This window comes from Polaribacter litoreus (assembly GCF_054584775.1).
Genome location: NZ_JBTLRD010000016.1, coordinates 69,839 through 84,474, shown reverse-complemented (window position 1 = coordinate 84,474; position 14,636 = coordinate 69,839). Strand labels below are relative to the sequence as shown.

11 protein-coding genes are annotated in these 14,636 nt (G+C 30.6%); 4 read left to right on the top strand and 7 right to left on the bottom strand.

The genetic code is table 11. From position 1 onward, the window contains the following. Window positions 1-108: 108 nt before the first annotated feature. Window positions 109-1,041 carry a sterol desaturase family protein gene (locus tag ACW9UN_RS13885; RefSeq protein ID WP_459486903.1) on the bottom strand — a complete coding sequence of 311 codons (933 nt, stop codon included), beginning with the start codon at window positions 1,039-1,041 and terminating at the stop codon, window positions 109-111. 539 nt (window positions 1,042-1,580) lie between these two features. Here ACW9UN_RS13885 and ACW9UN_RS13880 point away from each other — a divergent pair. Genes ACW9UN_RS13880 through ACW9UN_RS13870 form a run of 3 tightly spaced genes read left to right on the top strand, consistent with a single transcriptional unit; the run spans window position 1,581 to window position 4,835 of the window. After that, window positions 1,581-2,054 carry a T9SS type A sorting domain-containing protein gene (locus ACW9UN_RS13880; RefSeq protein WP_459486902.1) on the top strand — a complete coding sequence of 158 codons (474 nt, stop codon included), beginning with the start codon at window positions 1,581-1,583 and terminating at the stop codon, window positions 2,052-2,054. A gap of 6 nt (window positions 2,055-2,060) precedes the next feature. Beyond that, window positions 2,061-2,828: a DUF8740 domain-containing protein gene (locus ACW9UN_RS13875; protein WP_459486901.1), complete on the top strand. Its 768-nt coding sequence runs from the start codon at window positions 2,061-2,063 to the stop codon at window positions 2,826-2,828. 3 nt (window positions 2,829-2,831) lie between these two features. Continuing rightward, on the top strand, window positions 2,832-4,835 hold the full coding sequence (locus ACW9UN_RS13870) for a hypothetical protein (protein ID WP_459486900.1): 2,004 nt from the start codon (window positions 2,832-2,834) through the stop codon (window positions 4,833-4,835). Between the two features lie 94 nt (window positions 4,836-4,929). Here ACW9UN_RS13870 and ACW9UN_RS13865 read toward each other — a convergent pair whose 3' ends face one another. The 6 genes from ACW9UN_RS13865 to lysA all read right to left on the bottom strand — a co-directional run bounded on the left by ACW9UN_RS13865 (window position 4,930) and on the right by lysA (window position 12,489). Continuing rightward, window positions 4,930-7,329 (bottom strand): DNA topoisomerase 3, encoded by a 2,400-nt coding sequence (locus tag ACW9UN_RS13865; RefSeq protein ID WP_459486899.1) that lies wholly within the window; start codon window positions 7,327-7,329, stop codon window positions 4,930-4,932. Between the two features lie 268 nt (window positions 7,330-7,597). Beyond that, window positions 7,598-7,741, bottom strand: a complete 144-nt coding sequence (locus ACW9UN_RS13860; protein WP_459486898.1) for a hypothetical protein — start codon at window positions 7,739-7,741, stop codon at window positions 7,598-7,600. A 20-nt stretch (window positions 7,742-7,761) separates the two neighbouring features. Then, on the bottom strand, window positions 7,762-9,885 hold the full coding sequence (locus ACW9UN_RS13855; RefSeq protein ID WP_459486897.1) for a Tex family protein: 2,124 nt from the start codon (window positions 9,883-9,885) through the stop codon (window positions 7,762-7,764). 128 nt (window positions 9,886-10,013) lie between these two features. After that, window positions 10,014-10,526: a GNAT family N-acetyltransferase gene (locus ACW9UN_RS13850; RefSeq protein WP_459486896.1), complete on the bottom strand. Its 513-nt coding sequence runs from the start codon at window positions 10,524-10,526 to the stop codon at window positions 10,014-10,016. Window positions 10,527-10,536: 10 nt separating this feature from the next. After that, window positions 10,537-11,148, bottom strand: a complete 612-nt coding sequence (locus tag ACW9UN_RS13845) for a fumarylacetoacetate hydrolase family protein (RefSeq protein WP_459486895.1) — start codon at window positions 11,146-11,148, stop codon at window positions 10,537-10,539. Between the two features lie 96 nt (window positions 11,149-11,244). Beyond that, window positions 11,245-12,489: a diaminopimelate decarboxylase gene (gene lysA / locus ACW9UN_RS13840; RefSeq protein WP_459486894.1), complete on the bottom strand. Its 1,245-nt coding sequence runs from the start codon at window positions 12,487-12,489 to the stop codon at window positions 11,245-11,247. Between the two features lie 270 nt (window positions 12,490-12,759). On the opposite strand from lysA, the gene ACW9UN_RS13835 reads away from it, so the two are divergent. Further along, window positions 12,760-14,622: a DNA topoisomerase IV subunit B gene (locus ACW9UN_RS13835; RefSeq protein WP_459486893.1), complete on the top strand. Its 1,863-nt coding sequence runs from the start codon at window positions 12,760-12,762 to the stop codon at window positions 14,620-14,622. Window positions 14,623-14,636: the final 14 nt, after the last annotated feature.

Below are 14,636 nucleotides of genomic sequence, written 5' to 3'. Positions count from 1 at the left end.
TGTGTTTCCTCTCTGTTAAAACAAAAATAATGAAAAATTAACAGAATAAATTAGGAATTAAAGATAGTACCTAAACTTGTTTGCCAACAAACTTGCTTAAAAAAAGCACTATTTATTATCTTCTTTAATTTTCTTCTGTAGTTGCTTTATGGTTAAAGTACTTCCATCATGGCTCCAGCCAGGAGCTGCAAAAGCGTACATAAATTTATGATACCAATTTTTAGATTTTTTCATATCTAACCAAATATCTTTGTATTCGTGGGTAAGAATTACAAACGGATTGTAAGAATTTGGTGGTTTTGTAACTCCGTATTTAATATCAATAGATTCGTCAAGTGGTTTCCAAGTGCCAAAAACACGATCAAAAATATTTAAAAATCCACCATGATTTTTATCCATATATTCTATGTTTTGTGCATGATGCACTTGATGCATGGTATGTGTATTCATAAATTTTTCGATTAAACCTAACTTCGGAATATACACACTATGCAATTGAAATTGCCATAAAGCTTCAATTCCTAAACAAACGACTAACATTTCTGGCGGAAAACCTATAGCAGGAATCCACATATAAAAAAAGGGTTTGTAGAAAATAGTAAACCAACCATTTCTTACAGCAGTTCCTAAATTAAAATTATCTGAAGAATGATGTACAATATGTGCAGCCCATAAAAAACGAACATTATGATTTTGTCTATGAAACCAGTAATAACTAAAATCGTCTAAAAGCTGACAAATTATCCAAATATACCAAGCATATCCAAAAGAATCATAGCCCATAATATTAGTTCTAACACCATCAATTACAGGGTTAAAAACATCATAAACAAAATTAAAAAGAACAATAGCAGCAATGGTTTTGGTTAGTGGAGCTATAATTGTAGAACCAATTCCCATGGTTAAACTAGCTGCTAAATCTTTCCATTTATAAAGGTCTATATTTTTCTTTTTTTTATGATGTTTGCTGTAAGTTAACTCTACCAAAATGAGCGCTAAAAAACAAGGAACACCATATACTAGCGGGTTTGTAAAATCCATTAAAAGTTTGGCTTATTATTTTTTTATTCAAGAAGTTACTAATATAATATAAAGATCAAGCTTTTGAGTAGTTTATTTGAGATTATTTTTAAAATTTATGATGTAAAGCTCAAAATGAGATTCAGTTAATTTTCAACATATTATACCAGAAAAGTTATGCAGCACTCAAGTCATAAAATTATTCAAAAGTTTATTTGATGAATGGATTGTTATAAGTTAATAACAAAAGAGACCCTTAGTAATTTGAATTTTATTTGAGTTTTACGGATAACCGTACAATTTATTTACTGTGATAAAATATTTTTACCTTATTTAAGGTAGATTGGCTAAGGTAGAATGGCAAATGATTTAAGTCGACGTTATCATTTTATTTTTGTTTGATAAAAAATCTAAATGATGAATGAACTAAATAATAGGGTTCCTTTAAACTTAAAAAAGTTATTTATTTGCCTGTTTTAAAAAAAAAAGTATTTTTGTAATGATCATCATTCTTTAGTATTAAGGAGAAGATTAAAAAAGTTATTTTAAAAGAAAAAGCTATGAAAAAAAACATCTTTTTGGGTGTGTTGTTATGTATAACACCTTTTTTATATTCACAAACTTCCATAACATCTTCAGGTATTACTAATAGTAGTAATTCAGGTTCTGTAGCCTTTACTCTTGGTCAATTAGTGTATACAACTGCCTCTAGTAATACTGGTTCAGTTGCTCAAGGAGTTCAACAGCCTTTTGAATTTCAGGTGCTCAGTGTTTTAGATGATAAATCTATGATCCTTACGCTTACCACTTATCCAAATCCAACTTCTGGTGAACTTGTTTTAAAAACATCTAATACGCCTCAAGATAAATTGGAGTACGCTCTTTTTGATCTTCAAGGAAAACAATTAAAGAGTGGACGAATTATTGACACAAAAACAACAATTGAAATACAAGATATTTCTAATGGAGTTTATCTGCTAAAAGTTACCAAATCTAATTTATTATTAAAAGCTCTGAAAATTATCAAGAAATAAATCATTATGAAAAAAATAGTATTTGTAGTTATCGTTATTTTAAATTCTTTATTTACCTATGGTCAAGCTCCAGAAAAAATGAGTTACCAAGCTGTATTAAGAGATGTCAATAATACCTTAGTTGTAAGTCAACAAGTAGGTATGCAAATCAGTATTTTACAAGGAAGTACTCCTGTATATGTAGAAACGCAAACACCTACAACCAATAATAATGGGTTAGTGAGTTTAGAAATTGGAGAAGGGGCTGTTTTAACTGGTGATTTTTCTAATATCAACTGGTCTGTTGGTACTTATTTTATTAAAACTGAAATTGATTTAACTGGTGGAGCAAATTATAGCATATCAGCAACAAGTCAAATATTAAGTGTACCTTTTGCTTTGCATGCTAAAACTGCAGATAGTATCGCCGGAAATTCCTATTTAGAAGCTAGTTCAACTGCTCAATTATCAGGAGTTATTAGCAATAAAATTAACATATTAAACTCAAGTGGAGGCAGTATTTCTTGGAGTGGTACAGAAGGTAACCTATATAAAATTGTATTAACTGAAGACACCATTTTACAGAATCCTACAAGCCCGATATTAGGAGCAACTTATATGTTTTTGGTTAACCAAGATGCCACTGGGCAATGGACATTAGATTACGGAAATCAATTTTTATTTCCTGATAAGATTACTCCAATTATGGATTTGAATGCAAACTCTAAAAACCTTATTACTACTATTTTTGATGGTACTCACTTTTTAGTAGTATCAATAAAAAACTTTTTATAGAGTATGAAAAAAATAGCTTTCTTTTTGTGGTTATTTACTACAGTAGCGCATGCACAAGGTATAAATTCGGGTATATTTTTTTCTGAAACGCAGATGAATGCTTCAAATTCAAAAAAAATCACAATCACTTTTGATGCTGAACCAACCTATGTAAATGTTGAAAAGGCATTTTACAAATACGATAAAGAATTTGCGTTTAGTTTTGATTTAGATGATGGTTTAGTGGGCCAATATAGAGTGGCTGTACCCATGTTTACTGGAGGAACCATAATACATAATGAAGGAAGTATTCCTGATTATCCAGGGTTATTTTATACAGATGGGGCAGGAAATAATATTCCGTTTTCGGCCACTTTAAATGTAAATATGAGTTCAATTAATTTTGATGATAATCCAATTAGTAACATGAATGCATTTATGTTGAAGGATAGTTATGTGAAAAATTTTTCAATAACAAATCATAGTTGGTCTGCACAAAATCAATTTACATCACCTGGTTTTAATAATGACCCTGAGATTAGAGATCAAGAAATACTTTTTCAAATAACCGAAAATTACAAAAAGTTAAAAGAAGTACTTGGTTTAAAGTTACGAAATTTTACAGCTCCAAGTAACGATCCGCTTTATGATCCAATAACTATAGAATTGGCAGAACAAGGCTATTTAAAATTGGTGAATAATATCAACAATCCTAATAACGAATTTGGTCATAGTTCGAACAGATACGCAGAATATTGGATAACAAAACCTGCTTTAGGTTTGTCTAGAGATTTTGATACTTGGAAAGATAATACCATCAACAGAACTTCTAGCGATTTCGATTTTATAGAAACATTATTAACAAATGCCAAATCAGACAATAATCAACACGTGTGGATTACATTAGGAACACACAGAATTAACTTGGGTGAAAATGAAACTACCAATGGTGGTTCTATGAGGTTCGAGTCTTTTAAATGGGTTATGGAAGGGTTAGCCTCTAGATATGGTGCATCTGGCCTAGATAATATGTGGATGGCAACTATAGATTCGGTTTATGAATATTTAATATCTTCAAAAAACACTAAAATTAATCAATCTAAAAAAGAAAATACAGTTACACTCTCTTTAGATTTTATGGATGTTGATGATTCTTTTAGAGAACATTCATTATCATTATTAATAGATGCTGATGCAAATATTTCAAGTATAGAATACCAAGGGTTTGACAACCATTCAGAGTCTATAAATTATAAAAATTTAGGCAACAACAACGCTTTGATTAATGTCGGATATCATCCAGCATATGAAAGTCTAATTTCTTCAAGATTAAAAGCTGAAGTAGCTGTAGAAAATTTAGAAAATTCTAAATCGCAAAGCGACTTAAACATTGCACAACAATTGGTTTCAGCTTTAAGTAATGGTAATTTTAAAGAGCAGTTACAAGAAAGAATTGATAAAGTTATTGTTGTATCAAATGCAATGGTAATTCAAATAGATTTCGGAAGAAGTGTAAATGGGTATGAATTGGTTTTTCCATGGAATAGCTTTAGCAATCCTGGTATTGGAGTATCTACTGGAGCTAAACTTACAAATTTAAGCACTACTACAGCCTCAGAATCAGGTATAGATATAGAAGTTATCGCTCCGTTTGAAAACCATGATGCACACTTTTCTGGTACAAGTGATGATCCTTTAGCAAACTTTCCATACGAAGCTGAAAGAGATTGTTTTAAAACACCAAATGGATCAACATCAACCTTAAGGCTTTCTAATTTAGATACAACTAAGGCGTATGATTTTATAGCTTTTTGTTCTAGAAATTATATTGGAACTGCTACTGAAATAAGTATCAATAACGCTACAGCTTCTGTAAACCATAAGAATAATTTATATGAATTAATTTCTATTACTGATGTTCTACCTAATGATGAAGGAATTATCGATATAAATATTCGCGGCCTTGGAACAAGCAATGTACATGGATTTTTAAACGTTTTACAAATTACAGAAAAAGATGCGAACTAGAATTCTTATTCTGAACAAATGATTTTACTGAATATGATGGAATTCATTCCTTTAAAAAATGATTAAAAAAACAAAGTTCCAAAAAATAAAAAAGTTAACTTTTTAATATTTGTAATACCAATTCTTTAGTCAATGGTTTTCCATTGGCTATTTTTTTGATGTTTTCAAACGTAAACACAAAATCGCAACCGGTTTTGTATTCAGAACAGCCGTAAGCAGTTTTACCTTTTAAAATGGTTCCTGTTGCACATTTAGGACAAAAAATTTTTTCTGATGATTGCTCTGCACTGTTTTTGTCATTTCGACCTTGTGGAGAAATCTTATTTTTAGGTTCAAGTTTTAAAGCAAAATTATCATCAAAACGAATTAAACCTTCAACTTTTTCATCATTTAAAACAAAACCTTTTAAATTGGTAGTACAACCTTTATCAATTAATCTTATAATCTGATTTTCAGAAACTTTTTTATCATAAATTTTAAAAGGAATTTTTAAATCGCAATTATTTTTATACTCAGAACAACCAAAAGCAGTAGAACCTTTTAACAGTTTTCCTGTTTTACATTTCGGACAAGTTTTTCCAGCTACTTGCTTTTTTTTCTTGTCATTTCGACCTTGTGGAGAAATCTTTTGATTATTTGAAGATTGCTTCGTTTCACTCGCAATGACAGAGGAAATTCGTTTTTTAGTAGTATTAGAACGTACTTCATAAACCAACTGATCAACCATTTTTTTCATATTGTTGATAAAAGTTCCAGCATTAAACTCGCCACGTTCAATTTCTTTTAAACGTTTTTCCCATCTACCCGTTAATTCAGCAGATTTTAAAAGTTCGTTATCAATAATATTTATTAAATCAATTCCGGTTTGTGTTGGTAAAACCAGTTTTTTCTTACGTTCAATATATTTTCTTCTAAATAAAGTTTCAATAATACTTGCTCTGGTTGATGGTCTTCCAATTCCATTTTCTTTCATTAATTCGCGCATTTCATCATCATCTACTTGTTTTCCTGCAGTTTCCATGGCGCGTAATAAACTAGCTTCTGTATAATTTCTTGGTGGTTTGGTTTCTTTTTCTAAAAACGAAGGTTCATGAGTTCCTTTTTCACCTTTTACAAATGAGGGTAAGACATTTTTGTCATTACGAGGAGTTTTCGACGAAGTAATCTGTTTGTCAGGTTGAGATTGCTTCACTTCGTTCGCAATGACTTTAGGATTTTCAAAAACAACGCGCCAACCTTTATTTATAATTTCCTTACCAGTAGTTTTAAAAGGCACTTCTGCAGCTTTACCCATTACAGATGTGTTAGAAACATCAGAATCTGGATAAAAAACAGCAATAAATCTTCTTGTGATAATATCATAAACTTGTTGCTGATTGTATTGCAAATTTCCTTGAATTCCTGTTGGAATTATAGCATGGTGATCTGTGACTTTTTTATCATCGAAAACACGCTTTGTTTTCTTAATTTTCTTACCTAAGAGTGGTTGCGTAAGTTCGCTATAATTTGTCAATTTTGATAAAATTCCGTGAATTTTAGGATACAAATCATCAGGTAAAAAAGTAGTATCAACTCTTGGGTAGGTAACTACTTTCATTTCGTATAATTTCTGAACGATTTTTAAAGTTTCATCCGCAGAAAACCCGAATTTATTATTACAATATACCTGTAAACCTGTTAAATCAAAAAGTTTAGGTGCGTATTCTTTACCTTTCTTTTTAGTAACAGAAACAATTTCAAAATCAGATTCAGCAACTTTGTTTGCCAATACTTGACCATCTTCTTTTTTAAGAAAACGACCATCTTCATAATTAAATAGTGTATTTCTATAGGTAGTTTGTAATTCCCAATAAGGTTGTGGTTTAAAATTTTTGATTTCAAAATACCTGTTCACTAACATGGCTAGAGTAGGAGTTTGCACTCTACCAACAGACAAAACTTGTTTATAACCGCCGAATTTTACAGTGTATAAACGTGTTGCATTTAAACCTAAAAGCCAATCTCCAATTGCTCTAGAATAGCCAGCATAATAGAGGTTGTCGTATTTTTCTGCGGATTCTAAATTGTTAAATCCGTCTTTAATGGCTTCTTCAGTTAACGAAGAAATCCATAAACGTTGTACTTTTCCTTTATAATTACATTGATTAATTACCCAACGTTGAATGAGTTCTCCTTCTGTTCCTGCATCCCCACAATTGATGACAACATCTGCTTTTTCGAACAAACTTTTTACAATATTGAACTGTTTTTTAATGCCAGAATCTCCTGTTACTTTTGTGTCAAAGCGTTCTGGTAACATGGGGAGGTTATTCAAATCCCAACTTTTCCAATGTGGTTTGTAATCTTTTGGTTCTAAAAGGGTACATAAATGTCCGAAAGTATAGGTTACAGCATAGCCATTACCTTCAAAGTAACCATCACGTTTTGTGTTGGCTCCTAAGATGTTAGCAATTTCTCTTGCTACACTTGGTTTTTCGGCGATACAGACTTTCATTTATGTTTTTTACGAGGTCGAAAATAAGAAAATATAAAATATTTAATTATTTTCTTTTAAAATTGTTAATAAAAAAGAAACCCTTCAGGTTTTTAAAACCTGAAGGGTTAAGTGTTTTTTGATTTGTTAAAATAAAATTTACTTCACCAAAGCCAATTGAATTCGTTTTCTAACCACATCAATTTCTAATACATTTACCTCAAATTGTTGTTGTAAAACTAAATAATATTTAAAATTTTTTATTTCTAATGCTTAATAAAAATGTGTTTTATTTCAATTTTGAAAGTTTTTGTTTAACATCATCACAAGAGACTTTTTTCTTTTTATTTAATTCGTTAACCTCTTGTTGTATTTCATTTTTTTGAAAATCACTTAAGTCATCCCAAGAGTCTGTTTTTTCTTTTTTAGTCATAATCTAAATGTATTAAATTTTTATTTAACCAAAGCCAATTGAATTCGTTTTCTAACCACATCTACTTCTAATACTTTTACCACAATTTGTTGTTGTAGAGAAACAATGGCATTGACATCTTTTACAAAAGTATCTGATAAATTAGAAACGTGGATTAAACCACTTTCCTTGATACCAATATCTACAAAACAGCCAAAATTAGTAATGTTATTTACAATTCCTGGTAAGAGTTGTCCAATTCTTAAATTAGCCATCGTTTTTATATTCTTATCAAATGAAAACACTTTAGCTTTCGCTCTTGGGTCAACCCCTGGTTTTTCTAATTCTTTGATGATGTCTTGCAACGTAGGTAAACCAACTGTATCTGAGATATAATTGTTAAGATTGATTTTTTGAAGCAACTCTTTATTACCAATAATTTCAGCTACTTTAGTATTTAAATCTTTCGTTATTTTATCAACCAAAGCATAACTTTCGGGATGTACGCCAGAATCATCTAAAGGATTTTTTCCATTCTTAATTCGTAAAAATCCTGCAGCTTGTTCGTATGCTTTGCCTCCTAAACGTGGCACTTTTTTTATTGCAGTCCTTGAGGTAAAAGCACCATTTTCGTTTCTATATTGTACAATATTTTCTGCTAGTTTTGGGCCAATTCCAGATACATAACTCAATAAAGATTCACTTGCAGTGTTGATGTTTACACCAACTGTGTTTACGCAACTTTCTACAACTGTATCCAAAGATTTTTTTAGCTTGGTTTGATCTACATCATGCTGATATTGTCCAACTCCAATCGATTTTGCATCAATCTTAACCAATTCAGCCAAAGGATCTTGCAAACGTCTACCAATAGAAACTGCTCCACGAACTGTAACATCGAAATTTGGAAACTCATCTCTGGCAATTTTAGAAGCGGAATAAATAGAAGCACCAGCTTCACTCACTACAAAAACATCTACAGGGTTTTTAAATTGAATTTTTTTAATCAACTGTTCTGTTTCTCTAGAAGCAGTTCCATTTCCAATAGCAATGGCTTCAATTTTATGAGCTTCTGCCAAAGAACTAATTTTCTTAATCGCATCAAAAGATTGATTTTGAGGAGCGTGAGGAAAAACAGTTTCGTTGTGTTGTAACTCACCTTGCTCATTCAAACAAACTATTTTACAACCAGATCTGAATCCTGGATCAATAGCTAAAACTCTTTTTTCACCCAAAGGAGCGCCTAATAATAACTGTTTTAGGTTTTTAGAAAACACAACAATAGCTTCATCATCTGCTTTTTCTTTGGCTTTTGACAAGGCTTCATTGGATAAAGATGGAAATAGTAAGCGTTTAAAGGCATCTTGAATAGCGAATTGAATTTGTATTGTACATTCGTTGTTAGTACGAATAATTCTGTCTTCCATTTTTTGCAAGGCACGTTCTGTATCGATTTCAATCTTAACACGAATAAAACCTTCTTTTTCTGCACGTAAAATGGCTAATAATCTGTGTGATGGAATTCGGTTTAACGATTCATTCCAATCAAAATAATCTTTGAATTTTTGTGCTTTCTCCTCTTCCTTTTTAGTTTTAATTACTTTTGATGAAATTGTAGCAAAACGTTCTAGCTGATAACGAATATTATTCCTGATATCTGTACGTTCATTAATCCATTCTGCAATAATAAAACGTGCGCCTTCTAGAGCATTCTCAACTGTTTCAACTTCGTTGGAGGTGTATTTAGAAGCAGTATATTCCAAATCATTTACGCGTTGACTCATCATCATTTTTGCCAACGGTTCTAAACCATGTAAACGTGCTGTTTCTGCTTTGGTTTTTCGTTTCTTTTTAAAAGGTAAATACAAATCTTCTAAAGAGGTAATATCTTTTGTGTTGTTGATTTTTGAAGTTAATTCTGGAGTTAAAACATTCTGTTCTTCTAAAGCTTTTGCAATTGCTTTTTTACGTTTTTCTAAGGCTTCAAAAAGCTCTTTAAATTTTACAATTTCACCAATTTGAATTTCATCTAAATTGCCAGTCATTTCCTTTCTATATCTAGAAATAAAAGGAATGGTAGCGTCTTCATTTAATAATGAAAGCGTGTTTTTTATAGACTTTTCTGAAATCTGTGTTTGTTGAATGATGTACTGATGAATTTGCATTTTGAATTGATTTTTTTGAAAAAAGAAACCTCATAAAAATGAATTTATGAGGTTGTAAATATAGTTTTATTTTGCTTTAGACCCTTCAGGTTTTAAAAACCTGAAGGGTCTTTTTATTGGTAATTGTTTTAAATTACTTTCTCAAAAGCCAAACGTTTTGCGTTGTAACTGGTGTAAATAATTCCACAGTATTTGTAGCCCAATTTTTTGATTAAAGACTGCATACCCAAATTATCTTCGTGTGTGTCTATCTTTAAACTTTGTATGTTTTTGTCTTTTAATTGTTGATGAAATTCATCAAAAAGAAAAGTTGCTAAACCTAATTTTCTGTATTCTTTTTTAATGGCCATTCTATGGATTACGCCATATACTTCATCTTCAGAAATTAGCCAATTGCCATCAATAACTTCTTTGTAAGTAGGTTCTTTTCTTAAAGTAAACATTGAGGTTGCTATCACTGTTCCTTCATCATTTACAACTACATAGCTTTCATTATTTTTGATGTCGTTTTCTACCTGTTCAGCGTTTGGATAGCCATTTTGCCATTGATCAATATGAAGAGATGCTAAAAGCTCTTTTGCATCGTTTATAATTGTTGCAATTTGCGGAATATCCTCAATTTTAGAAAGTCTGATTTTCATCAATAAAAAATTATATCATTTTAAAATCTAATAACAATTCTCCATTTACAGAACATTGTAAATGATCTCCTTTAAAAATTTCTCCTTTACCCAAAGCCGGAGTTCCTGTAAAAATTAAATCGCCAGGTTGTAAGGTCATGTATTCAGAAATAAAAGAAATAATATCAGCAAAATCGTTAATCATATATGCTGTATTGCTTTTTTGTTTTTCTTCTCCATTAATTTTTAAATCAAAATCAATATCACCTAAATTATAATCAGAAACCGGTTGAAAACTAGAAATTGGTGCAGCACCATCAAAACCTTTGGCAAATTCCCAAGGATGTTTAGTTTCTCTAGCATTTTTTAAAATATCAGTAGCTGTATAATCGATACCCACAGCAATTTCTGAAATGTAAGAATTTGCTTCTTCTTTACTGATGTTTTTACCTTCTTTGCCAATTTTTACTACCAATTCTACTTCGTAGATTAATTGGTTGGTAATACTACTTGGATAAGGAACATTGCAGTTTACAGCCAATGCTGTTTCTGGTTTAGAGAAAATAAATTTTTTACCTTTCTTTTTTTCTTCAATTTCTTTTAAATCGGTAACATAATTACTTCCTATTCCTAAAATTTTCATTATTGTTATTGGTTTTTATAGTTGAGTAAATGTAAAAAAATATCCACTAAAAAAATGAATTCTTTAGTGGATTTATAGAAAAATATTTTATAAAATTTAAGCAGTTACTTCTGCTTTTTTAGTCTTTTTTTTTGAAGAAAATTCAACAACTTCTTGATTGTTTAAAATATCTTCAATTGTTTGTCTTTTTCTAATTAAATAATCTTGACCATTAACCAACATTACTTCTGCAGGCAAATAACGAGAATTGTAATTCGATGCCATAGAAAAACAATACGCACCAGCATTGTGGAAACATAAAACATCTTCTTCAGAAATTTCTGAAATTCTTCTGTTCGATGCAAACGTATCAGTTTCGCAAATATAACCAACCACAGAATAATATCGATCTCTTCCTTGTGGGTTAGAAATGTTAGTGATATGATGATAGGAATCGTACATCATTGGCCTTACTAAATGATTAAAACCAGAATCTACATGCGCAAAAACTGTAGAGGTTGTTTGTTTCACCACATTTACTTTAGCTAAGAAAACACCAGCTTCAGAAACCAAGAATTTACCAGGCTCAAACATTAACGTAATGTCTTTACCATATTCTGCACAAAATTCGTTGAATCTTTCTGATAATTGAACACCTAATTGCTCAATATCCGTAGAAATATCTCCTTCTTTATAAGGAACTTTAAAGCCACTTCCGAAATCGATAAAATCAATATTTTTAAACTGACGAGCAACATCAAACAAAATATCTGAAGCACGTAAAAAAGTGTCGATATCTAAAATATCAGAACCAGTGTGCATGTGAATTCCGTTAATATTCATTCCTGTGTTTTCTACAACACGTTTAATGTGAGGTACTTGGTGAATAGAAATTCCGAACTTAGAATCGATATGACCTACAGAAATTTTTGAATTTCCACCAGCCATAATGTGCGGATTGATACGTACACAAACAGGAATTTCTGGATGCTTTTGACCAAATTGTTCTAAAATAGAAAGGTTATCAATATTAATTTGAACCCCTAATTTTGCAACTTCCTCAATTTCTTTTAAAGAAACTCCATTTGGTGTAAAAATAATATCATGAGGCTCGATTCCAGTTGTTAAACACAATTGCACTTCTTGGTAAGAAACTGTGTCTAAACCAGAACCTAGATTTTTAAAGAATTTTAAAATATTTATGTTAGAAAGTGCTTTAACAGCATAATTTAATTTCAGATTTTTTACATTGCTAAATGCATTGGTTAATCTGTTGTATTGCGATTCTATTTTATCTGTATCGTAAACATATAAAGGACTTCCGTATTTATTTGCTAACGCCAAAAGTTGTGTGTTTTCCACTTTGTTTTAATTTGATTTACGCACCAAAAGTAATTAAAATGTTGAGTATTTAATGTTTTGTTTAAAAATATAACATATTGTTTTTTTTTGTGATTTTCTTCGGCTGTTAGCTATTCACTTTTCGCTATTTGCTAACAGTTAAAAGCGAGTTGCCAAAAGCTAAAACTATCGTTGAAATTATGTTAATAACTAATTGATTTTGCTGTTTTATTTAAATGATGATAATGCTATATTGTCCAGTACATCAAACCTAATCACAGTAAAGATTTTATGAGTCAAGAAACAAAATATACCGAAGATAATATCAGGTCTTTAGATTGGAAAGAACACATTAGAATGCGTCCTGGAATGTATATTGGTAAATTAGGTGATGGTTCTTCTGCAGACGATGGAATTTACATACTTGTTAAAGAAGTTTTAGACAATTCTATTGATGAATATGTAATGGGTGCAGGGAAAACCATTGAAATTTCCATTAAAGAACACAAGGTTACAGTTCGAGATTATGGACGTGGAATTCCTTTAGGAAAAGTGGTTGACGTGGTTTCTAAAATGAATACAGGTGGTAAATACGATTCTAAAGCCTTTAAAAAATCGGTAGGATTAAATGGTGTAGGTACAAAGGCTGTAAACGCATTGTCTTCTTATTTTAGAGTAGAATCCTCTAGAGAAGGAAAATCTGCCTCAGCAGAATTTAGCCAAGGAAATTTAGAAAACCAAGAGTTTTTAGAAGAAAGTTCGCGCAGAAAAGGAACTAAAGTTTCTTTTATTCCGGATGAAACCATTTTTAAGAATTACAAATTCAGAAATGAATATGTAGCCAAAATGCTTAAAAATTATGTGTATTTAAATCCGGGTTTAACCATTATTTTTAATGGAGAAAAGTTCTTTTCTAAAAATGGTTTAAAAGATTTGTTAGAGGATAATAACAATACAGAAGACATGTTGTATCCAATAATTCATTTAAAAGGAGATGATATAGAAGTTGCTATTACACACAGTAAAACGCAATATTCAGAAGAGTATTATTCTTTTGTAAATGGGCAACATACTACACAAGGAGGTACACACCAAGCTGCGTTTAGAGAAGCTATTGTAAAAACCATTCGAGATTTTTTTGGTAAAAATTTCGAAGCTTCTGATGTTCGAAAATCAGTAATAGCAGCAATTGCTATAAAAGTGATGGAACCCGTTTTTGAGAGTCAGACCAAAACAAAATTAGGTTCTACAGAAATGGGTGGTGAATTGCCAACAGTTAGAACTTATATCAACGATTTTGTTAAAACAAAATTAGACAACTTTTTACACAGAAATACAGAAATTGCAGATAAGCTTCAAAAGAAAATTTTGCAAGCAGAAAAAGAACGAAAAGAACTTTCTGGAATTCGAAAATTAGCAAGAGATAGGGCTAAAAAAGCGAGTTTACACAACAAAAAATTAAGAGATTGTCGAATTCATTTAGGTGATATTAAAAAGGAAAATTATTTAGAAACGACCTTGTTTATTACTGAGGGAGATTCTGCTTCTGGTTCAATAACAAAATCTAGAAATGTAAATACACAAGCCGTTTTTAGTTTAAAAGGGAAACCTTTAAATTCTTACGGATTAAGTAAAAAAATTGTGTACGAAAATGAAGAATTCAACCTTTTACAAGCTGCTTTAAATATTGAAGATGGTTTAGAGGATTTACGTTATAACAATATTGTAATTGCTACTGATGCCGATGTTGATGGTATGCACATTCGCTTGTTATTAATCACATTTTTCTTACAGTTTTTCCCAGAATTGATAAAAGAAGGACATTTATATATTCTAGAAACGCCTTTATTTAGAGTAAGAAATAAAAAACAAACATTCTACTGTTATTCTGATGAAGAAAAGCGAGAGGCAATTGAAAAGTTAAGAGGAAAACCAGAAATAACACGATTTAAAGGTTTGGGTGAGATTTCGCCAAATGAATTTGTTCATTTTATTGGTGATGATATTCGTTTAGATCCTGTAATGTTAGACAAAGAAATGTCTATTGAACAAATGCTACAGTTTTATATGGGTAAAAATACACCTGACAGACAAAAGTTTATCATCCAAAATTTAAAAGTGGAACTAGATTATGTTGAGGAAAGTCTATCCTAAAATCCTTTTATTTT

Excerpts from the sequence above, each read along its gene's own strand:
- ACW9UN_RS13860 (WP_459486898.1), bottom strand. The coding sequence starts at position 7,741 with ATGACTAAAAAAGAAAAAACAGACTCTTGGGATGACTTAAGTGATTTT.
- ACW9UN_RS13880 (WP_459486902.1), top strand. The coding sequence starts at position 1,581 with ATGAAAAAAAACATCTTTTTGGGTGTGTTGTTATGTATAACACCTTTT.
- ACW9UN_RS13835 (WP_459486893.1), top strand. The coding sequence starts at position 12,760 with ATGAGTCAAGAAACAAAATATACCGAAGATAATATCAGGTCTTTAGAT.
- ACW9UN_RS13855 (WP_459486897.1), bottom strand. The coding sequence starts at position 9,885 with ATGCAAATTCATCAGTACATCATTCAACAAACACAGATTTCAGAAAAG.
- ACW9UN_RS13870 (WP_459486900.1), top strand. The coding sequence starts at position 2,832 with ATGAAAAAAATAGCTTTCTTTTTGTGGTTATTTACTACAGTAGCGCAT.
- ACW9UN_RS13845 (WP_459486895.1), bottom strand. The coding sequence starts at position 11,148 with ATGAAAATTTTAGGAATAGGAAGTAATTATGTTACCGATTTAAAAGAA.
- ACW9UN_RS13885 (WP_459486903.1), bottom strand. The coding sequence starts at position 1,041 with ATGGATTTTACAAACCCGCTAGTATATGGTGTTCCTTGTTTTTTAGCG.
- ACW9UN_RS13850 (WP_459486896.1), bottom strand. The coding sequence starts at position 10,526 with ATGAAAATCAGACTTTCTAAAATTGAGGATATTCCGCAAATTGCAACA.
- ACW9UN_RS13865 (WP_459486899.1), bottom strand. The coding sequence starts at position 7,329 with ATGAAAGTCTGTATCGCCGAAAAACCAAGTGTAGCAAGAGAAATTGCT.
- ACW9UN_RS13875 (WP_459486901.1), top strand. The coding sequence starts at position 2,061 with ATGAAAAAAATAGTATTTGTAGTTATCGTTATTTTAAATTCTTTATTT.